The sequence below is a fragment of the Pedobacter frigidisoli genome, from assembly GCF_032678525.1.
Taxonomy (GTDB): Bacteria; Bacteroidota; Bacteroidia; order Sphingobacteriales; family Sphingobacteriaceae; genus Pedobacter; species Pedobacter frigidisoli_A.
The window spans coordinates 134,109-156,287 of record NZ_JAVTSE010000005.1 but is presented as its reverse complement, the minus strand read 5'-3'; the positions used below and the strand labels follow the sequence as shown (position 1 = coordinate 156,287).

General features: G+C 41.8%; 15 protein-coding genes, 1 tRNA gene and 1 other RNA gene. 12 read left to right on the top strand and 5 right to left on the bottom strand.

The window, feature by feature from the left end:
• Positions 1-83: 83 nt before the first annotated feature.
• Positions 84-1,094 carry a zinc-binding alcohol dehydrogenase family protein gene (locus tag R2Q80_RS15280; protein WP_316800424.1) on the top strand — a complete coding sequence of 337 codons (1,011 nt, stop codon included), beginning with the start codon at positions 84-86 and terminating at the stop codon, positions 1,092-1,094.
• A gap of 92 nt (positions 1,095-1,186) precedes the next feature.
• Here R2Q80_RS15280 and R2Q80_RS15275 read toward each other — a convergent pair whose 3' ends face one another.
• Positions 1,187-4,255, bottom strand: a complete 3,069-nt coding sequence (locus R2Q80_RS15275) for a beta-L-arabinofuranosidase domain-containing protein (protein WP_316800423.1) — start codon at positions 4,253-4,255, stop codon at positions 1,187-1,189.
• A gap of 228 nt (positions 4,256-4,483) precedes the next feature.
• Here R2Q80_RS15275 and R2Q80_RS15270 point away from each other — a divergent pair, with 228 nt between their 5' ends.
• The 4 genes from R2Q80_RS15270 to R2Q80_RS15255 all read left to right on the top strand — a co-directional run bounded on the left by R2Q80_RS15270 (position 4,484) and on the right by R2Q80_RS15255 (position 7,090).
• Complete coding sequence (locus R2Q80_RS15270) at positions 4,484-5,269, top strand: carbon-nitrogen hydrolase family protein (RefSeq protein WP_316800422.1); 786 nt, start codon at positions 4,484-4,486, stop codon at positions 5,267-5,269.
• Between the two features lie 88 nt (positions 5,270-5,357).
• Entirely contained in the window at positions 5,358-6,131 is a 774-nt protein-coding gene (locus R2Q80_RS15265; RefSeq protein WP_316800421.1) for a DUF2490 domain-containing protein, read from the top strand.
• Positions 6,132-6,236: 105 nt separating this feature from the next.
• A complete protein-coding gene (locus R2Q80_RS15260; RefSeq protein WP_316800420.1) occupies positions 6,237-6,548 on the top strand; it encodes a hypothetical protein in 312 nt (103 codons plus the stop codon).
• 23 nt (positions 6,549-6,571) lie between these two features.
• Positions 6,572-7,090 carry a 2'-5' RNA ligase family protein gene (locus R2Q80_RS15255; RefSeq protein ID WP_316800419.1) on the top strand — a complete coding sequence of 173 codons (519 nt, stop codon included), beginning with the start codon at positions 6,572-6,574 and terminating at the stop codon, positions 7,088-7,090.
• 164 nt (positions 7,091-7,254) lie between these two features.
• Here the strand turns inward: R2Q80_RS15255 and R2Q80_RS15250 are convergent.
• Positions 7,255-7,327, bottom strand: a tRNA-Lys gene (locus R2Q80_RS15250).
• Positions 7,328-7,515: 188 nt separating this feature from the next.
• On the opposite strand from R2Q80_RS15250, the gene R2Q80_RS15245 reads away from it, so the two are divergent.
• The 3 genes from R2Q80_RS15245 to R2Q80_RS15235 all read left to right on the top strand — a co-directional run bounded on the left by R2Q80_RS15245 (position 7,516) and on the right by R2Q80_RS15235 (position 10,822).
• Positions 7,516-8,628, top strand: a complete 1,113-nt coding sequence (locus R2Q80_RS15245) for a formylglycine-generating enzyme family protein (protein WP_316800418.1) — start codon at positions 7,516-7,518, stop codon at positions 8,626-8,628.
• Positions 8,629-8,870: 242 nt separating this feature from the next.
• Positions 8,871-10,154: a sugar MFS transporter gene (locus R2Q80_RS15240; RefSeq protein WP_316800417.1), complete on the top strand. Its 1,284-nt coding sequence runs from the start codon at positions 8,871-8,873 to the stop codon at positions 10,152-10,154.
• A 161-nt stretch (positions 10,155-10,315) separates the two neighbouring features.
• Positions 10,316-10,822, top strand: a complete 507-nt coding sequence (locus R2Q80_RS15235) for an HAD family hydrolase (RefSeq protein WP_316800416.1) — start codon at positions 10,316-10,318, stop codon at positions 10,820-10,822.
• Between the two features lie 137 nt (positions 10,823-10,959).
• Here R2Q80_RS15235 and fsa read toward each other — a convergent pair whose 3' ends face one another.
• Both fsa and ffs read right to left on the bottom strand, forming a co-directional pair.
• Positions 10,960-11,619: a fructose-6-phosphate aldolase gene (gene fsa, locus R2Q80_RS15230; RefSeq protein ID WP_047800559.1), complete on the bottom strand. Its 660-nt coding sequence runs from the start codon at positions 11,617-11,619 to the stop codon at positions 10,960-10,962.
• Between the two features lie 87 nt (positions 11,620-11,706).
• Positions 11,707-11,806: signal recognition particle sRNA small type (ffs, locus tag R2Q80_RS15225), an RNA gene on the bottom strand.
• Positions 11,807-12,230: 424 nt separating this feature from the next.
• Between ffs and gltB the strand changes: the two genes are divergently transcribed.
• The 3 genes from gltB to R2Q80_RS15210 all read left to right on the top strand — a co-directional run bounded on the left by gltB (position 12,231) and on the right by R2Q80_RS15210 (position 19,358).
• On the top strand, positions 12,231-16,730 hold the full coding sequence (gltB, locus tag R2Q80_RS15220; RefSeq protein WP_316800415.1) for a glutamate synthase large subunit: 4,500 nt from the start codon (positions 12,231-12,233) through the stop codon (positions 16,728-16,730).
• A gap of 3 nt (positions 16,731-16,733) precedes the next feature.
• Positions 16,734-18,200, top strand: coding sequence for a glutamate synthase subunit beta (locus tag R2Q80_RS15215; RefSeq protein ID WP_316800414.1), 1,467 nt, complete (start codon positions 16,734-16,736; stop codon positions 18,198-18,200).
• 66 nt (positions 18,201-18,266) lie between these two features.
• Positions 18,267-19,358 (top strand): metallophosphoesterase, encoded by a 1,092-nt coding sequence (locus R2Q80_RS15210; protein ID WP_316800413.1) that lies wholly within the window; start codon positions 18,267-18,269, stop codon positions 19,356-19,358.
• On the opposite strand, the gene R2Q80_RS15205 is transcribed toward R2Q80_RS15210, so the two are convergent.
• A complete protein-coding gene (locus R2Q80_RS15205; RefSeq protein WP_316800412.1) occupies positions 19,351-20,496 on the bottom strand; it encodes a HAMP domain-containing sensor histidine kinase in 1,146 nt (381 codons plus the stop codon). The genes R2Q80_RS15210 and R2Q80_RS15205 overlap by 8 nt on opposite strands.
• Positions 20,497-20,648: 152 nt before the next feature.
• On the opposite strand from R2Q80_RS15205, the gene R2Q80_RS15200 reads away from it, so the two are divergent.
• Positions 20,649-22,121: a glycoside hydrolase family 130 protein gene (locus R2Q80_RS15200; protein ID WP_316800411.1), complete on the top strand. Its 1,473-nt coding sequence runs from the start codon at positions 20,649-20,651 to the stop codon at positions 22,119-22,121.
• Positions 22,122-22,179 lie beyond the last annotated feature (58 nt).

Below are 22,179 nucleotides of genomic sequence, written 5' to 3'. Positions count from 1 at the left end.
CTTTGATCGGGAAGTTACATTTGAAGCGTGATCGCTTCAATGTAGCATTGAAATGAGTTTGATGATTAGCTATATAAATGAATATGAAAGCAATAGGATTTAAAAAATCGCTGCCAATAACAGAGCAGGATAGTTTTATTGAATTTGAAACAGAAAAGCCGTCGCCTGCAGGACATGATTTGCTGGTTAAAATCAATGCGGTTTCTGTAAATCCTGTTGATTTTAAGGTTCGACAGAGCAGCGCAAAGGATAAAATACTGGACACGCCGAAGATTATAGGCTGGGATGCCGTGGGTGTGGTAGAGGCTGTGGGTGAACTGGTATCGCTATTTAAAGTTGGGGACGAAGTTTTTTACGCAGGTGATATTACAAAGCCAGGCAGCAATGCCGAATATCAGCTGGTCGACGAGCGTATTGTAGGTAAAAAACCGGCAAACTTATTAGTTGCCGAAGCTGCTGCCTTACCTTTGACGGCGCTTACGGCATGGGAAATTTTGTTCGATCGGCTGCGCATCAATGAAAAAGACAAGGGAAAGTCCATTTTAATTATTGGTGGTGCCGGAGGCGTTAGCTCAGTCGCGATTCAAATTGCAAAGAAACTACTGGGCTTACAGGTAATTGCTACCGCATCGCGTATTGAAAGCGTGGACTGGTGTAAAAAATACGGTGCTGATGTTGTTGTCAACCACCAGAATCTGATTGCAGAAGTGCGTAATGCTGGTTTTGATCAGGTTGATTTTATCGTTGATTTTGTGGATGTAAATGAATATTGGGATGCCTTTGTAGAGTTGATTAAACCGCAGGGCAGCATTGGTTCCATTAGTGATCCGACAGCTGCAGTAAATCTTCGCCAGCTAAAAGGGAAGAGTGTGAGTTTCCATTGGGAGTTAATGTTTACCCGTTCAATGTTTCAAACCGAAGATTTGGTTGAACAGCATCGGATATTGAATCAGGTAGCAGATTTGCTGGATGACGGAACCTTAATAACGACTTTGAATGAAACCCTGGAGGGTTTTACTACCGCTAATTTTAAAAAAGCCCATCAATTACTGGAAAGTGGTACAACCATTGGGAAAATTGTAATTAAATACTAAAACTGGTGACTGTTTATACCAAACATTGAATGGTTTGGTATAAACAGTTCCGTATGCAATAGTTCTTATTGTAGCATTCCTACGTTTATCCATTACTTCAAGGTAACATCCAGATATACCGAATGGCGCCCGTAGGTTTCGTAAAAAGGTTTAAAAACAACATCTCCCACGTTAAAATGAAGAGTTTTCGGATCGCCCGTGATCGACTTGCTGATATCTGCAGCATCTAATGTAATTTTATGCCAGTCTTTAATGGGCTCAGTTTCCTGCGCTGCAAGCAATATGGGGCCGTAGAATAAACTGGCAATATTTTGCTGATCCATAACCGGATCAAGGTGGAACTGAAAGGGCATTTGAAGTTCAATTTTGTCGCCATTTTTCCATGACCTGCTGAGCTTTAGATAAGTACCGGGTATTGCAACTAGTTTTTGTTTAACGCCATTGATTTTTACTGTAAAGCCTTTTGTGGCCCAGCCCGGTACACGGACTTGAATGTCGAATTTTCCGTTGCCGCTAATGGTGAGAGCGGTTTGATCATCATTTGGGAAGTTAGTGGATTGTATTAATGTTACCTTCCTTTCAGTCCAGTTGAGGGTAGAAGGTATATACAGGTTGACGTACAGTGATTTATTGTCTTCTGATTTAAAATAAATTGAATTCTGGAGTTTCGTACTGCTTTCTATTGCTGTACCGTTGCAGCAGGTAAATCCCGTCATGTCACCATTACTGAATTGTTTAACAGACCCAGGTCTTAGCGATACGTGGTAGGTATTTGCCGGGCTGTTTTCTGCTACCGAAGCCAGAATGTGATTATATAAACCCCGTTCATAATAATCCATAAATGCTGGGTTTTGGTTAACCAGAAACAAGTCGCCCGTTAATTTCAGCATATTGTATGTGGCACAGGTTTCATTTTGGCCTCCTTCAGAAAAACCGTTTTCATAAAGAGATGAGGGTTGCGCAACGAAGCATTCAGCATTGGCCGGGTTGCGTGCACCAGCAACGCCGCCGATACTGTACATGTAATCATTTACCATTTTATACCAGAAGTTATCGGCAATTTTAAAGTATTCGGGGTTTTTGGAGGCATTGTACATCTCGATGCTTCCCACGATTTGAGGGATGTGCTGGTTAGCGTGAAGTCCCCTGAAAATATCGACATTTTTAGCTAATCCGTTTGTATGAGCAGTATCACCATAAAATACTTTGATGTTATCAAACAGGGTTGCTGTGCTCAGGTATTTCGCCTTGCCGGTGATCCTGTACAGATGAGCCATGGACTCATTCATACCGCCGAACTCTCCAGCAATGTAGGTATTCCACATCTTGATACGGGTTTCTGCGGGGAGTTTGCTTAATCGTGCGTATACCCAATCGCCCATGCCTGAGGCGATGTCGAGCGCTTTTTTATTGCCGCTTACTTCGTATACTTCTACTAGGCCTGCCAGTATTTTATGCAAAGTGTAATAGGGTGCCCAGATTTGATTCTTTTGTCCGCCGTATTTGGCTCCGTTTTCCAACATGATGAACTGATCAGGAGGATAGGCGCTGATAAAGCCAGTTCCCCAGTTCCAGTAATCGTTTCTGATCCCTGAATCGCTCAGATCTGAATCGAAACCGGATTTGCCGGGTCCGAAAGGTACTGCTGCCGGATCAGATACAAAAGCTTCGCCGCCTTTTTCTGGTTGTCCTGATAGTTTTGAGAGCTGATACAAGGTATTGACCATGTACTCCATTTTATTGCGAAAGTTTTCATGGAGTGCTTTATCGTAACCAGTGCCCGCATAGGCCTGTGCAATTGCACTTAAATAATGCCCGGTAGCATGCCCCCTGAGCTTCGTGTCCTCGCTATCCCAAACGCCCAAAGGAATGGATCCCGCAGGTTGCTTTTGTCCGAAAGCATGACGAAACATGTATAAAAAAGAATTGGGGTCAGTATTAGCCAGGGTTCGGATAAACTTATCCCGGTTTTCCAGAAATTTCGTCTGGTGGTTTTGCTTATCTGGTTTTAAGCTTACCCGATTTAAAGGAAAGGGCTGCAATTTGGAAACACTGGAAACGGACTGCCTGGGTGGATGCACTGTAACGAATGCTTTTGGACGGAAATCCGTTCCTGGAACTTCCCCGGTAATCGTGTAATCGCCAGATTTAAGAACCGTTGTATTATTTGTGGGAGCTGGCCATAATACCCTTACTTTAGGACCCTTGATTTTATTTCGGTAGGTGCCACCGACATAGGCCGGTAATCTGGGTAAAGTTCCGACTTCAGTTTCTACTTTCACATCCTCAACTGTACTGAGGTATGCATTGTAAAGCTGAGGGGTATTCGCTGGAAATACGAATAAATCCTCTTCTTTTTTAGCGGAAGTATTTACTGCATCCGCCTGTATGCCTCTTTGGGCATTGTGGAAGATCCCTTCAATCTGCTTAACTGACAGGGGCACGCGGTAGACCCGGAAATCATGTATCATTCCGTTTAAAGCTGGTAATCCTGCTACTGGTGATTTACCAAGATAAAGCGGTTTCTTTTTTCCTGATGCTGACTGGAACACGTCATTTAGGTTTACTGGTGCGTTCTTCATTTCTCCTGCAGGTTTACCATCGATATAGGTTGTGATCGATTTTGCAGGGACATCAATTACGATAGAGATAAAAACCCACTTATTTTCTTCAATAGCAGGGGAGGTGATTTTGGTAATTTTATTATCTTTTCCAGATAGGGCGAGGATAAAACTTTTACCGGTATCTGATCCTAAATAAGCCGCAAAAGATTGGTTTGATGCTGTTTGTCCGAAATCAAACAGCACCTGGCCACTGGCTTGCGAACGTAGATAAACCCACCCGCACAGGCTTAAAGATTCGATGTCGGTCAGCACTTCTCCGGGAATCGTTACAAATGAATTGCTTCCGCCATTAATAGATAACACTGTGCCAAAGCGGCCATCTTTAACAAAGCTTATTTCAGTGCCGTTGATTTTGCCATGCTGATTGTTCCTGGACCAGTCTTTCACATCACCGTTGAACTGGTACCTGGCGCTTAACCCGGTTTCTCCAATGCCATCAAGTATTTGATCTCCGTTTTGCGCCTGAACGCTTTTTGCTACAGTAATGGATGCAATTACAAAAAATAGGATGCGAAACAGCAACTTCAGTTTTTTCATGTTTATCATTTTAATTACTTCTTTCTTGTAGGCTGATTAAACGTTAACCAGCAGGCACAGGATTTAAACCGGAATGCGCTAGATGAAGTGATTTGCTTTTGCAAATTGCATAAAATTAGATACTATGGCCAATGTTTAGTCGCTTTTTTTTAGCTGATTTAACTCTGATTTTACCAGGATTGAGAAATGTTTTTATCTTGCATCACTGAAACTCCACACCACAACATCATGAGAATAGCCCTTGCTTCGCCACCCATTCCAAAATCCCTCGATAGCGCTATAAGCACACTAACGGAACTTGTTCAGTTAGCTGCTGTAAGTAAAGCGGAGATCATCTGTTTTCCGGAATCCTATCTTCCAGGTTACCCGGGGATGGGATACTCTGAAAGTGACCGGAGCGCACCTTCGTTAACCAGGGCGTTGGAGCAAGTAGCTGCACTTGCCCGGAAAAATTCCATTGCCATCATTGTGCCTATGGATTGGCATAGTGAACCTGGCCTGCAAAATCTGGCCTTCGTGATTTCTCCTGATGGGGAAGTGATGGGCCACCAGAGCAAAAACCAGCTGGATCCATCGGAAGATGAGATGTGGGTAGCTGGAACTGAACGACAATTGTTTGAAATCAATGGTGTAAAGTTTGGTATTTCCATTTGCCATGAGGGATTCAGGTACCCGGAGTCGGTACGCTGGGCTGCGCAGGCGGGAGCAGCGATTGTTTTTCATCCACATTTCACCGGAAGTGATGAAACTGGAAAAGTGATTACCCGTTGGGGAGACCCGGACAGCCCGTATTATGAAAAGGCAATGCTCATGAGGTCGATTGAAAACACAATCTATTTTGCAAGTGTAAATTATGCTTCGAAATTTCAGGAATCTGCCACATCGCTCATTGATCCGGATGGGAACTGCATTGCCTATCAGAATTACGGCGAAAGTGGCTTGCTTATCCGGGATATTGATATTTCACTTGCAACAGGGAAGTTGGCAAAACGGTTTAAAAAGGAGTTATATTAGGATAGCGATTGAGGATTTATATTTGAATTGTTCATTATGCCAAACGTTTTAGTGATACACGGGTTGTATGTATAAAACGAAGCTATTAATGGGAAAAACGCTTACCGATAACCGCAACATAGAGGATACAAATCACATCTGCTTAGCATCGGCAAGCATTAATCTGAAACGAAGGCTGTTATTTCTTGCAATCAGCATGTGTTGTTCTTTGTATAGTTTCGGACAGGCGCCCGAATCACAGGGGTGGCTTTTCATTACACATCAGCAAAAAATCGGAAAGTCATTTAAAGTACTGGCCGACGTGCAGCTGCGTACTGCCGACCGATATCATTATTTGAATACGATGTTGCTGCGCACAGGGTTAATGTATGATCTGTCTCAAAAGCATTCCATCGCATTAGGGTATGCATACAAGGGCGACTGGGAAAAGGAGGATTACAATGATGATAAGGCGTATAGTTTTGAAAACCGGATTTTTGAGCAGTTCATTTACGATTTTAAATGGCATAAAACAGAGATGATGTTTCGCGGCAGGCTCGAACAGCGTTGGGTCAATACTGATGAAGTTCAGTTTTCCCAACGTGCCAGGACAATGCTTGGCGCACAAATTCCTTTGCTTACAAATCAGAATTTTTCAAGGGGAATTTACATGGGTTTGCAGGATGAATTGTTTTTGAATGTGATGAATAAAAGTAAGGTGAACGGAAGTTTTTTTGATCAGAACCGGGTATTTCTATCTTTTGGCTATCGCTGGAATAAGGCCATTGATACGGAATTTGGCTATCAACACTGGTATCAAAAGGAGGAAACCGGGCGCTATAACCGCCATGTTCTTCAACTACAGATTACCACCCAGTTTTAGCGTAGCAAAAAGAATGAAGGTTAGGATTGTAAAGATCTGATAGTTTTATAGGGGACTAAAAACATTGGTAGCAAAACTAATTGATTTCGTAAGTGTTCCAATATCATGGAAGAATCAGATGCAAAATCAGTAGTTAGTGATGCAGTAGAAGCTTATACCCTTGCGATGGGCGATGGTGAAACGCATACTTTTCATGTCAATATCTACCCCCATCACGCACAGTCGACTTGTAGATACAGTGTTTTCCAAGGAGAGAAATTAGTGGCTTCTTTAGCTCCGAACAGCCAGGGTTTCCTCTACATCTGTCAGAATCCAGGTGAAATCAGAGAAGATCTGCTGGATCAGCTTTGTGAGGCTGTGGAATTGAGGCATCCTGACATCATCGATGACGATGAGGAGCAGCCTGATCGATCTTAGCATATTATTAAAGCAAAGCTTTGATGCATACCTGCATTCTGACCGCCAGACTGGATACAAAAAGCCAGACTTTTTTTGATGATAGGAGAAAGCTATACTTTCCCGCAGAAAGAAATCTTTTAAATGCCCATCTCACGCTTTTCCATAATCTTCCTGATGATCCGGAGGTGCTGCTACAGCTGGAAAATATTGTTCATTGTTCTTTCATAGCCAGGGTTTGCGCTTTGAAGAGTATCGGCAACGGGGTAGCTTATTTTATCGAAAGCAAGGAGCTCCAGTTGCTTCACCGTTTTTTGCAACAGCAATTTCAGTCAATGCTTATCGCACAGGACAGGCAAACACTGCGTCCGCATATCACGATACAAAACAAAGTAAGTGTGGAAAAGGTCAAAAGTTTGTTAACAAAGTTAGAACCAACTTTCGAGCCGCTCAATATTAATGTTGAAGGACTGGATCTTTGGCATTATCTGGATGGACCATGGCGCCATTACCGTTATTTTCCCTTTCAGCATCTCTTGCCCTGCAAGGGATTTGATCAATGAGCTCTAATGTTTATACTTTACGACCCTTTGATAAGTAGCTTAAAAAGTTGGTAAAAAAATATCCCTCTTTAAAAAGTGTATAAAGGCAAAAACCTTGGGAAAGAAGTTTTCTAATACCAGTGGGTTTAAAACAAAAAAACCTCACATTTCTGTGAGGTTTTTCGTGATCCCGCTGGGATTCGAACCCAGGACCACTACATTAAAAGTGTAATGCTCTACCAGCTGAGCTACGGAATCTACTTTGTTTAAAAACGTTGTCCGTTTCCTTTAAAGTGATGCAAATATAGGGCTCAAATACATCTCCTGCAAATAAAAAAAACTAAAAAGTGCTAAGTGTATTGATTTATAAGGGGATTAATTATTTGTGCTGACTTTTTTGAACTTATTTGATAATTTTAGCAACCTCAATTAGTCAATATTAACCCATGATTAAATTAAAAATATCAATATATATATGCCTGGTTATTGCGCTGGCATCTTGTTCAAACGGAAAAAAAGAGGAGCAGGAGATGCAAAAGCAAGATTCTTTGGCTTCTTGTGAGAAAAATTTGCCTGGGCGGTTTGGTGCAATAAGAGATACATCAACTTTTGGCAGCAATCAAGTAAGTCACGATGGTATGGTAAAGATTAGTGGTGGAACGTTCACGATGGGCGCATCAGACAGCGAAGGCAGGGCCGATGAATATCCAAAACATGAAGTTAAGCTGGAGTCGTTTTGGATTGATGCAACCGAAGTGACAAACGCAAGTTTCAAGCGCTTTGTGGAAGCTACAGGTTATGTAACTACCGCTGAAAATAAACCGGATTGGGAGGAAATGAAAAAGCAGCTGCCACCGGGTACACCTAAACCAGCAGACAGCCTTTTCGTTGCGGCATCACTGGTATTTCATCAGCCTAAAGCCGTTACCAGTTTAAACGATGCCTCTCAATGGTGGAGTTGGGTTAAGGGGGCAGACTGGAGACATCCACATGGACCGAAAAGTAATATTGAAGGTAAAGAAAACTATCCTGTAGTACATGTTTCCTGGGATGATGCGATGGCATATTGCCGTTGGGCTGGAAAGCGCCTGCCTACAGAGGCTGAATGGGAATTTGCTGCGCGGGGAGGCTTAAAAAATAGCCGCTATCCATGGGAGAATGAGGATATCGAGAACGGAAAAGCAAAGGCTAATACCTGGCAGGGAAATTTTCCAGTCACCAACACCGGTTGGGATGAGTTTAATGGCCTTGCTGCCGTAAAACAGTTTAGTCCAAATGGCTATGGCTTGTATGATATGGCTGGAAATGTATGGGAATGGTGCAGCGACTGGTATCGTCCGGACTACTACGCTACACTGAAAGGCATTACAGAAAATCCTAAGGGTCCGAAAGATAGTTACGACCCTATGGAGCCAACAGTGCCTAAAAAAGTGGTGCGTGGTGGGTCGTTTATGTGCAACGCTTCTTATTGTAAAGGTTACAGGGTAACCTCCAGGATGAAAACATCTACAGATACAGGTTTGGAGCATACCGGTTTCAGATGTGTCAGCACCGAATAATTTATTTAATAGATTGCCAATTTCCTCGGGCATTCGCAACTTCTAGTATGGTAGGTAGGTGTTTGAGTTGATGTTTTGATATTGTTCAGGTGAGATTTTCATTTATATGTTTTTTTATAGCCAAAAGCGCAGGATTTTGGGCTTAATTCTGTTAAATTAAAAATTAAACACACGTTTGCGTAATATATTGTTCAAATATTTTTATAGTTTGGCGCTTTCAAATCAATCAAACCAAACTTTTTATGGCAATTACTGCGAATCAGGATCGAAAAGGTCCGAACCCTCTCGTTATTATCTGTGCGCTCTTCTTTATTTTTGGCTTTGTAACCTGGGCTAACGGAACTTTGATTCCTTTTTTTAAGTTATCATTTGGTCTATCTAACCTGCAGGCATTTTTTGTAACGTTTGCATCGTATATGGCTTACTTTTTTCTGGCGCTTCCATCCTCATGGATACTTAAAAAAGTGGGTTTTAAAAACGGCATAGTATTAGGCCTTGTTATTTTGGGTTTAGGTTCTCTGATATTTATTCCTGCTGCCCAAACCCGGACTTTCGGTTTGTTTTTGACAGGGATTTTTGTTCAGGGAGCAGCACTTGCTTTACTTCAAACGGCATCGAATCCATATCTGGCAATTATTGGTCCGATTGAAAGTGCGGCCAAAAGGATAAGTATTGCCGGGATTTGTAATAAGGTGGCCGGGATGATTGTTCCGCTGGTGATGGGCAGTCTGTTTCTTAAAAACGCTTCTGAGGTTGAAAAACAGATAAAAAGCGCTACTGATGCAGTTCATGAGCAATTATTGAATGATGTTTTGGGTCGTGTAAATATGCCTTACATCGTTTTGGCAATTGTTTTCTGTCTTTTTGCACTCTTTGTAAAGTTCACCAGCTTACCAGAAGTAGAAGTAAACGAAGATGTTGTTGATGAGAGCAAAGGAGAAGTGGTAACCCACAGCAGCATATTCCAGTTTCCGCATCTTTTTCTGGGAGCCCTTTGTATTTTTGTTTATGTCGGAGCAGAAGTAATGGCGGGTGATATCATCGGAATTTATGGTCGCGAGTTGGGTATCAGTACCGAAATTAGTGGCAAGCTGACTTCGATTACTTTGTTTAGTATGCTTATTGGTTATATCATAGGGATTGTTACTATTCCAAAATACCTCTCTCAGCAGAAAGCCCTGAGGATTTGTGCCATTCTGGGTATAGTCTTTACGGTTTTATCCTTTGCCATTTCAAGCTGGTTTGCTGTAATTTTTGTCGCCCTGCTCGGCCTCGCCAACTCCTTAATGTGGCCTGCAATATTTCCGCTGGGTATAAGTCATCTGGGGAAATTTACCAAGATTGGTTCGGCCATTATGGTGATGGGGATTGCGGGAGGAGCTTTAATGCCACTTTTATATGCTTTTCTAAATGAAAAGCTACAGGTTAACTTTCAGCTGGCTTACTTATTAACGGTGTTGCCTTGCTACCTTTATATTTTATATTTTGCGATCAGGGGCCACAGAGTAGGGCTCAATTTAAAGTAGTTCATTCCTGCCTAGTAAAGGATAAGGCGTTGCAACATTGCAGCGCCTTATCTGTTTCGTTTTACCTGCCACTTTCTATTGCCAGTAATTTTCGCTTATTTTGGCGAATGATCCGAAGGGGTTTTAATGGTGTCATTTTACCGCATTCGTTTTTCTTATTTATGAATAAAGCTATTTTCCTTGATCGTGACGGCGTGCTGAATCACGAAATTTATGACTATATCTGTCGTGTTGAAGACTTTAAGATTCTGGACTATCAAATTCCTGTATTGAAGCGTTTTTTTGATGAAGGTTATTTGTTGATTGTAATTACCAATCAGGGTGGTATTGCGCTAAAACGCTATACCGAACAAGAACTCGCGATTATGCACCAGATGCTCAGGAATGCTTTTGTGGCGAAGGGAGCTGACATTGCCGGATTTTACTATTGTCCGCATCATCCAACAGTGGGGGGAGCATGTAAATGTCGTAAACCGGCATCAGGAATGATTATAGATGCGATTGATATGTATGATATTGATCCGGCCCAGTCTGTGATGATCGGCGATAAGCCACGAGATGTTGAAGCGGCAAACGGGGCAGGGGTGAAGGGTATTCTGATTGAGCCTGATGAACAGATTGTATATGAAAAGGTGAAGGAAGTGCTCGAAGTAGAGAAAAACTTTTAGCCGATAAACCGAAATCCGAAAGGTGTTTCAAGATCATAAAAAAGGGTTTTAAATTAAGAGTAGTCAATACGCTTAATTTAAAACCCTTTAATTTAAATTTATACTACTGATTGAATATGAAATTCAGTCATTTAATTCTATTTTCCTGCTGCTTTAGCATGATCTGCTAAGAAAGTTGCTAAACCACTATCAGTTAATGGGTGTTTTAATAAACCTACAATGGCAGCTAAAGGAGCCGTAATTACATCAGCACCTAATTTTGCACAGTTTACGATGTGTAACGGACCACGGATTGAAGCGGCTAAAATTTGCGTTTCATAACCGTAATTGTCGAATATTGTTCTGATATCTTCAATTAGTACTAAGCCATCGCTTGAAATATCATCTAAACGACCTAAGAATGGCGATACGTAAGTTGCACCAGCTTTAGCTGCTAATAATGCTTGTCCTGCGGAGAATATTAAAGTACAATTGGTTTTAATTCCTTTTGAAGAGAAATATTTAATGGCTTTAACACCATCTTTGATCATGGGAACCTTAACTACGATTTTCGGGTTTAAAGCAGCTAATGCTTCACCTTCTTTGATGATTTCGTCGAAAGTTGTAGAAATCACTTCTGCACTTACATTATCTTCAACGATATCGCAGATTGCTTTATAGTGATTAATAACATTTTCGTCGCCTGTAATGCCTTCCTTAGCCATTAAGCTTGGGTTAGTGGTTACACCGTCTAAAATGCCAAGATCGTGCGCCTCTTTAATTTGATCAAGATTTGCTGTGTCGATAAAAAATTTCATGTTTATAAATTCTTAAATATTTGAGTTTTGATGATTCAACCCTGAAGAATTTAATTCCCCCTTCAGGGGATTAAGGGAAAAGAAAAAAAAGGGCAAGCACCTTCTATCGCACCGCTACAACCTTCTACCCTTGCTATGTTCCCATCCTGGGGGAGTTCAAAGGGAGCTGGTCGTAAAAGACTTGCCCGGCACAAAGGTAGAAAAAGATGTTGTTCTGCAAAACCCATTTGTTGTATTTTTCGATAATAGTGGCTATCTTACTGATTCATAAATTAATAAAATTTATTTCACTTGCCACGAAATAGCGTAAATATAGCTCAGAGGAAATTGCTATAATTTAAAACATCTTTATTTGTGAATTTATTTTTCGCAAATGAAGATATTGATAAAACGGTTTAGTGATATTTTTATAAGAAATCAGGCGAATTCTGTACTATATTGTCATTGTCAATTCTTTAAAATTTTTGATAATTAATTGCTGAATTTTTAATTTTTAAAGCATTAATTGCTTAAAAACTAAAAGTTTTCCAAAAATTATAGCAACTCTGTAATTTAATAATCGTTTTTTGTATCTTAGTGTTTCCTATACACTAACAACTAACGAGCAAAGAATGGAACCAAACAGTGGATTGTACGATGCGCAATTTGAACACGATGCCTGCGGTATTGGGTTCGTTGCACATGTGAAAGGGCGAAAATCGCATCAAATAATCTCCGATGCACTTACTATTTTAGAAAATCTAGATCATAGAGGGGCATGTGGAGCAGAACCAAATACAGGCGACGGTGCCGGTATTATGATTCAGTTACCTCATGAATTTTTTTATGATGAATGTTTAAAAGCTGGCTTTAGCCTACCTGAAACCAACAATTATGGCGTGGGTCAGCTGTTTATGCCAAAAGACATCCGGTCGAGAGAAGAATGCAGAGAGCTGATTTACCGTGCCGCAGAGAAACTAGGACTTGAGATTCTTGGCTTCAGAAAGGTTGATGTAGATACTACCGATATAGGCAATATGGCCCTTTCTGTAGAGCCTGAAATTGAGCAGGTGTTTATCGCACGTCCTTATGCCATAAATCCGGGTGCGGATTTCGAGCGTAAACTTTATATTTTTAAAAATTATCTGATCAAGTTAATTACCAATACCGTTCATGGTGGTAAAGACTTTTATATTGTATCGTTATCTGCACAAACCATTATATATAAAGGGCAGTTAACTTCATTACAGGTTCGTACATATTTCCGCGATTTAAGCGATAAACGTGTGGTTTCGGCATTAGGACTGGTCCACTCGCGTTTTGCTACCAATACCTTCCCTTCGTGGCGACTGGCGCAACCTTTTCGCTTTATCGCGCATAACGGAGAGATCAATACCCTGCAGGGAAATTTGAACTGGTTCAGGGCTGGCGTTAAATCATTAGCTTCGTCCTATTTTACACCAGAAGAATTGGATATGCTTTTACCGGTGATTGATGAGACCAATTCCGATTCAGGCTGTCTGGATAACGTAATTGAACTGTTATTTCATGCCGGAAGAACCTTGCCTCATGTATTGATGATGTTGGTTCCTGAAGCATGGGATGGCAATGAAGATATGGATCCGGTTAAACGGGCCTTCTATGAATTCCATGCTACTTTAATGGAGCCATGGGATGGGCCGGCTGCAATTGCCTTTACCGATGGCAAGCAAATTGGAGCAACACTGGATCGTAATGGTTTACGCCCATCACGTTATGCCATCACTTCTGATGACAGGGTGATTTTAGGTTCTGAAGCAGGCGCTTTGGCGATTGATCAGAGTACTGTTATTGAAAAAGGGCGTTTAACTCCTGGTAAGATGTTTGTAGTAGACATGGAACAGGGGAGGATTATTAGCGATGAAGAAATCAAAACGCAGGTTTGTGGTAAAAGCCCTTATGCGGACTGGATTAACCAGTATCAGATCCGCCTGGAGGAATTGCCTGATCCGCGTGTAATGTTTACCGGTTTATCGGAAGAATCTATATTTAAATATCAGCAGGTTTTTGGCTACAGCAGGGAAGATGTCGATCTGTTGCTGAAGCCTATGGCGATTGATGGAAAGGAACCAATCGGTTCGATGGGTACAGATACGCCTCTTGCGGTTTTATCTAAACGCCCTCAGCATTTATCCAATTATTTCAAACAGCTATTTGCACAGGTAACCAATCCGCCTATCGATCCTATTCGTGAGAAGGTGGTGATGAGTTTGGCCAGCTTCATGGGAAGTAACGGCAATTTACTGGACGAAAATCCAAAACAAGCACATTGTGTAGCCATTAAACATCCAATATTAACCAATCAGGAATTAGAAAAACTGAGAAGTATTGATACTGGTGTTTTCCAGGCAAAGACTTTACAGACTTATTTCAGGGCCGACGGGAAACCTGGTGCAATGGCTAAAGCTTTAGATCGTTTGTGTCGTTATGCGGTAGATGCGGTGGAAGATGGCTTTCAGGTGATTGTGCTTACAGACAGGGCAATTGATTCGGAGCATGCGGCAATGCCATCATTGCTTGCCGTTTCTGCGGTTCACCATCACCTGATCCGTAAAGGTTACCGTGGTGCTGTAGGTATTGTGGTGGAAGCTGGCGATATCTGGGAGGTGCATCATTTTGCCACCCTATTGGGATTTGGCGTTACAGCGATTAATCCATACCTGGCGTTGGAGACTATTAATGGTTTCCAGAAAGAGTCAGGCTTATCAGCAGAAAAGCTAACGAAAAACTACATCTATGCTGTAAATAATGGTTTGTTGAAAATCTTCTCTAAAATGGGAATCTCGACCTTGCAATCGTACCAGGGTGCACAGATTTTTGAAATTTTAGGTTTGAACAAAAAGGTTGTAGATACGTATTTCACTGGTGCCGTTTCCCGTATTGGTGGATTAGGACTGGATGAAATTGCGAAAGAAACCTTAGTTAAACATCACCGGAGCTTCGGGCCGATTACTCAAACAGAGAACCTGTTACCAGCCGGGGGTACCTATAAATACCGCCGTCGCGGAGAGGCCCACTTATTTAATCCGCAAACCATACACCTGTTGCAAAATGCAACACGTAAAAATGATTATAACATTTTTAAACAATACTCCAAACTGGTAAATGAGCAAACACAACAGGCTTATACGATCCGTGGGTTGTTTGAATTTAATTATAGCCGTCCTTCTGTATCCTTGCATGAAGTGGAATCTGCTGAATCGATTTTAAAGCGTTTTGCTACAGGAGCGATGTCCTTCGGATCTATTTCTCATGAGGCGCATTCTACTTTGGCGATTGCGATGAACCGTATTGGAGGAAAAAGCAACACCGGTGAAGGTGGGGAAGATGAAATGCGTTATACCAAAATGGCTAACGGCGACAGCATGCGCTCGGCTATTAAACAAGTTGCATCAGCCCGTTTTGGAGTAACCAGTTATTACTTAACCAATGCAGATGAGCTACAGATTAAAATGGCTCAGGGTGCTAAGCCTGGAGAAGGCGGACAATTACCGGGAGATAAGGTGGACGACTGGATTGCAAAAGTTCGTCACTCCACGCCGGGTGTGGGGTTGATTTCACCGCCACCACACCATGATATCTATTCCATTGAGGATTTGGCTCAGTTGATATACGATTTGAAAAATGCCAACCGAGCGGCAAGAATCAATGTTAAGCTTGTTTCTAAAGCAGGTGTTGGAACAATTGCGGCGGGAGTTGCAAAAGCGCATGCTGATGTTATTCTGGTTTCTGGCTTTGATGGTGGAACAGGGGCTTCACCGTTAACTTCTATACAACATGCCGGTTTACCATGGGAGCTTGGTTTGGCTGAGGCTCACCAGACATTAGTTAAAAATAAATTACGTAACCGTATTGTACTTCAGACTGACGGTCAGTTGAAAACCGGCAGAGATATCGCCATTGCTGCACTTTTGGGTGCTGAGGAATGGGGTGTGGCTACTGCAGCTTTAGTTACAGCAGGCTGTATTATGATGCGTAAGTGCCATTTGAATACCTGTCCGGTTGGAGTTGCGACACAAGATCCTGAATTGAGGAAATTGTTTAGTGGTGATCCAGATCATGTGGTGAATTTATTTCACTTCCTGGCAGAAGAGCTACGTGAAATTATGGCTGAACTCGGTTTCAGAACGATTAACGAAATGATCGGCCAGGCAGATATTCTGAAAGTACGTGAACTGCCTGCAGAAGAGTGGAAGTTGAAATTCCTTGATTTATCTGCTATTTTATATAAGGCAGAAAATAACGGTTTACCTTTATATAATACTGAAGAGCAGGATCATGGTTTGGCAAATGTGTTAGACCACCAGTTAATTGCAGCAGCGAAACCTGCCATTACCAACAATGAACCGGTTTTCGCCAGCTTTAAGGTCATTAATACCGATCGTTCATTGGGTACGATGTTATCTAATGAAATTTCTAAAGTGCATTTGGGCGCTGGTTTGCCACCTGATACCATCAACTTCAAATTCGTAGGTTCGGCGGGACAAAGTTTCGGCGCATTTAATACCCGTGGCGTCACCTTGTCTTTGGAGGGCGAAGCGAATGACTACGTTGGTAAAGGTTTATCGGGAGCGCGCCTGGCCATTTATCCTTTCAGCAATTCTACATTTGTTCCTGAACAGAATATCATTATTGGTAATGTTGCCTTATATGGTGCTACATCGGGAGAGTTATTTGCCCGTGGAAAGGCTGGGGAACGGTTTGCCGTACGAAACTCAGGTGCAACCGCTGTAGTTGAAGGTGTAGGAGACCACGGCTGTGAATACATGACAGGAGGTGAGGTACTGATACTCGGTGATACCGGAAGCAACTTTGCTGCCGGAATGAGTGGTGGTGTAGCCTGGATATACGACCCGAATACCCTATTTGCACGCAGATGTAACAAAGAGATGGTAGATCTGGATCCATTACAGACGGAAGACGAGGAGCGCATTTTAGCATTGCTAAAAACCCATATTCGTTTAACAGACAGTAAGGTAGCTGAATTTATCTTGAGTGACTGGAAAACTCAGTCTAATCATTTTGTTAAAGTATTCCCTAAAGAATACAAAGCGGTATTAAGTAAAAGAGCATCACAAGTTAAAACTCACTAGGTTATGGGAAAAGTAACAGGATTTCAAGAATACGATAGAGTTGCGCCCACCAGAGAAGCGGTTGCAACACGTGTAAAACATTATGGCGAGTTCCTGAACGAACTGCCATCAGAAGAATTAAACAGACAAGCTGCCCGTTGTATGGATTGCGGCGTTCCATTTTGTCAATCAGGTTGTCCGCTGGGCAATGTGATCCCGGAATTTAACGAAGCGGTTTACCAGGCAAAATGGGAACTCGCTGCAAATATATTATTGAGTACCAATAATTTTCCTGAGTTTACAGGGAGGATTTGTCCGGCACCATGCGAATCGGCCTGTGTATTGGGTATCAACCGTCCCCCGGTTTCCATCGAGGAAATTGAAAAGCACATCATAGAGATTGCTTTTGAAAAAGGATACATTAAAGCAAAAGCACCACTAATCAGAACCGGTAAGAAGGTGGCGGTGATTGGATCGGGTCCTGCCGGATTGGCTGCTGCCGCTCAGTTAAATAAAGTTGGGCATGAGGTGACTGTTTTCGAGCGCGACGATGTTCCGGGTGGATTGCTGAGATATGGCATTCCTGATTTCAAACTACAAAAAAACGTAGTTGATCGTCGAATTGATTTGATGAAAGAAGAAGGTATCATTTTTAAATGCAATGCCAACGTCGGAGAGAATATCGAAATCAGTACGGTTCTCCGCGATTATAACGCTGTGGTACTTGCCGGAGGATCGACCATCCCGCGCGATTTGCCGATTCCTGGTCGTGAAGCTAAAGGTGTCCACTTTGCAATGGATTTTCTGAAGCAGCAAAATAAACGGGTTGCAAAACGCGGAATTGTTGCGGAAGAGATTTTAGCCAATGGTAAAAACGTAATTGTTATTGGTGGTGGCGATACAGGCTCTGACTGTATTGGTACTTCAAACCGCCAGGGGGCTAAATCGGTTACGCAATTCGAAATTATGCCAATGCCACCTCAGTTACGCAATGCAAATATGCCGTGGCCTACTTACCCGATGCTTTTGAAAAATACTTCTTCGCATGAGGAAGGTGCTCAAAGAGCCTGGTCGGTAAATACGAAAAACTTTATTGCTGATGAAAATGGAAATCTGAAAGCTTTAAAAGTTGTCGATGTGGAATGGGAAATTGATGCTGCCGGACGCCCTGTTTCATTTAAGGAAGTGGCCGGAACAGAAAGAGATCTTCCTTGCGAACTGGTTTTTCTTGCAATGGGATTTTTGCATCCGCAAAAAGAAGGATTGATAGAGAAGTTAGGTGTTGAACTTGACAACAGGGGTAATGTGAAAGCATCAGAACATACCTACCAAACCAATATTGCGAAGATCTTCGCCGCAGGCGACGTTCGACGTGGTCAATCGCTGGTAGTCTGGGCCATTTCTGAAGGCAGGGAAGCTGCACGAAAGGTAGATGAATACCTGATGGGGGTAACCAAACTGGCATCGAGAGACGCTGTTGCTTACGCTTAAGATAGTTTATAGTTCTATAGTTCGAGGTCGCGACTCTGGTTGCGACCTTTTTTGTGTAAAAAAAGAATGCGTAAATTTTTACAACGTGTACTGGGCGACTGGGTGATTCGGATGTCGAACAAATTTGGTTCGCGGCCCGACGCTGAACGGATTCATGAGGCTTTAACGAAGCTCTTCAATACTATTGAGGAAGAACCCGGCAAGCGCGGTTTGATTTTCGAAGTGACGAGTGAAAACAAATATATCATCCTTTCGGATCAGCATAAAGGGGCCAGGAATTTTGCAGATGATTTTTCTTTGTCGGAACCTAATTATTTAGCCGCCCTGAAATACTATAACTCAGGTGGTTTTCATTACATTAATTTAGGAGATAGTGAAGAGCTTTGGGAAAATTTGCTTGAGTCGGTAATTAAGCACAATAAAGAGACATTTGAATACGAAAAGCTATTCATTGGCGGGGATGCATTCACCAAAATATTTGGCAACCATGATCTCTATTGGGATAATGATCCGCTTGCGGGATTCAACTTAAACCGTATTTACGGCACAAGAATTCCCATTTATGAAGGCTTGATTTTGAAAATTCAATTAGGGAACGGCACCCTTCGTATTTTCCTTACACATGGACATCAGGGTGATTTGCAGAGCGATGGCAACTGGTTTAGCAAATGGTTTGTAAGTACCGTATGGGCTCCCTTGCAATCTTACCTTCAGATTAATCCAAATACGCCGGCTTACGACAATCAGTTAAAAACCGTTCATAACAGTTTGATGTACAGCTGGCAGGCTGCACAGCAAAATACCGCATTAATTACCGGCCACACGCATCAGCCCGTATTTGCTTCGCTCACGCATCTGGAAAGAATTTATCTCCGACTGAAAGTAGCTACAAACAACCACGATCAGCCAGCCATATCGCTGTTAAATCAGGAACTGAAAAAACGGGTGAAAGAGGGAGATAAGGCACCTGAATTTAAGGCCTATAGTCCGGGATATTTTAATAGTGGCTGCTGCTGTTTTAGTGATGGTGACATCACCGGGATTGAAATTGAGTCAGGCTTTATACGTTTGATTAAGTGGTCATTCCATAAAAACGGGTTTCCGGAACGATTTCTACTGGAGGAAATGAAACTTGAAGACTTACTGGAAGTTACTTAACTGGTAGTTCAACAAAAAAAGTGGTGCCCTCATTTTTTCCTTTGCTTTCGGCCCACAGCTTTCCTTTGTGCATCTCCACATACATTTTTGCAGCAATTAGTCCCAGACCATTTGAGGGCTCACCATTTGTTGGCTTTGTGCTCAAGGGGGCAAATTTAATAAAAAGGTGTTCCAGGTCTTCTTCAGAAAGGCCCTGTCCCTGATCGGTTATGGCTATTGTAACCAGGTTCTCGGTTTGTTCACCTGTAATTGTAATGACGGTGTTTTGATTGGAAAATTTGACTGAATTGTTGAGTAGCTGAAAGAACAGATGGTTTAATTTGTCAGGATCGCCAAAAATCTCTAAAGGGTTTTTAATGTTGACTAATATGGATTGATTTTTGGTTTCCGCTACCAGCCTGATGCTATTGATCACGTGAGTAAGGACTTCTCTGACATCGGTTTTCAACTTCTGAGGCTTGTAGGAACCCTTTACCTTTTTTGCACTGCTCAGGATTTCATTTAAATTCTGCAGCATTCTTTTCGACTGCAGATTTATTTTATCGGCAATAACAACAGCTCTCTCACTGATTTCAGGGATTCTACCCAAAAGTTCAGATTGAAGTGAAATGGTTGTCATAGGATTTTTTAAATCATGAATGAGTACATGCAAACGATCATCCTGAGCAGTCATGGTTTTTCTAACCGCCATCCTGGTTTCGAGCTGAGCGATAACCATTTCAGCCAGTTTATTCAACATGTCAAGCTGGTGTGCTGTCGCGTCGATTTGATTTTCGCAATAAACAATAATGAAGCCGAGATGATAACCATCCGGAGAGGTGAGGGGACTAGCGATAAAAAACTGATCTATAAATTGAAATGCCAGGGGACCAACCTTTTCATATGGATTGATCACGCCAAACAATTCGCTGATTTGCTGTGGTAATAACTGATTTCCCAGTACTGACTTTAAAAAAAACTCCTGGCCTGAAAATCCCAGAAAGGCGTTCGAAGCATTAAGTATGCCAGCCGCCAGGCTCAAAATATGGTCAAAAAACTGATCTGCAGGGCTATCTATAATCTCGTAATCGTCAAGTTTTTGTAAACGTAATTCTTCATGAGCGGGAGCATTGTTATCTGTATTGTGATTGATTTCCATTAATGGCTGATTACTGATCGATAGTCGGTTTAAAGGTAAAATAATATCATTGAAACACTAAATAATATAAACAATTAAGTGTTAAATTTAGTTAGTATACTATTGCAATTTATTTTAAAAACAGACCATAGCGCACCAAAAAAAAATATATAATGAGGATATACATTGAACGCAAACCCGTTAAGGTTAACCCAGATACCAAGCGGGTAATTGCCCGGTTTTTTTTTAACGGAGAAGAAAGAGCTCTCGAGGTAATCAGAAAAGTTTTGGAATTTTCTGATGAAAAGGTGTTTTCTTTGATTTCACCGATATTGCAGGAATATTCGAAGCGCCACCGCAACATTACCAAAATTCTGAACAGGCATTGTAAAAAGCTGAAGAAACAGCTGGCAACGCTGAATGTAGACCTGGAGGATCTGGATCAATATACAAGACTTTTAATTGGCGCCTATTTTACTCATGAATATTCTATTGAATCTGCAGCATTTTTCAATCCCAGCATAGTAGATGACCCCGATCAAACTGACCTGGTTGAGGGTGAGAAGCGTGTGATCATCAGCTTTAGGGCAGTAGGAGAAGGGCATATTTCATCTATCGTTTTCAGAAGGGCATTGATTGACAAACATAATAATATTCAGGTATTGCCTGTCGGAAATTATGTCGATGAAGCGGAGGTGGTTAAAAATGCTATTTACGTGAAGAAATTGTTCCTGAAAAAAGCCGCATATGCGCAGATAGATCCATCGGTTCTGGACGAAATAGAAGCCAAACTAGACGAGAAATTTGAATACACCAGTTTGAGTAATATCGTTAAAGATTCGAAAAGTTTACATCAGGAGAATCCTGCCCGTTTAATTGAGTACGATAAAGTGCTCTGGCTTTCGGACACTTATCATACCATTTCCTTTTCAAAGGACACGGATATATCGGACCGCGTAATTTTTCCGATCTCGGAGTTTGAGCGAAAAGGAATTGAGGATGCCCGGTTCGTAAAGTTTGTTAAAGATGATGGCAAGGTTTTATACTATGCCACCTACACCGCTTTTGATGGTTCACTGATTATTCCTAAACTGGTGCAGACAGAAGATTTTTATGAGTTTAAAGTGATTCCGCTTTATGGGGATGGCGCGCAAAATAAAAACCTGGCTTTATTTCCCCGTAAAATAAACGGGAAATATGTGATGATGAGCAGAATAGATGGCTGGAATAACTATCTGATGTTTTCGGATAAAGTAAATGTGTGGGAGAATCCGATTTTGCTTAAACAGCCCCGTTATGATTGGGAGCTGGTTCAGATCGGGAATTGTGGTTCGCCTATTGAAACGGATAAAGGCTGGCTGGTGATGACCCATGGTGTTGGTCCGATGAGGAGGTATTGTATTGGTGTAGTGTTGCTGGATCTGGATGATCCGAGCAAAGAAATCGGCCATTTAAAAGAGCCGCTCATTATACCAAACGGTGATGAGCGCGAGGGTTATGTACCGAATGTGGTTTACTCTTGTGGGTCGATTATCAGTAATGGTGAATTGATTATTCCTTATGGCCTTTCAGATTACAGCTCATCTTTTGCTACTGTGAATCTGGAAACATTATTGAATAAGCTTTTGGAGAACGGAGCAGCATAAAGTAGTTTACCTGCTTTGATCAGAGTTGCTAACCCTGGAGCTTCAGGATTAGCAACTT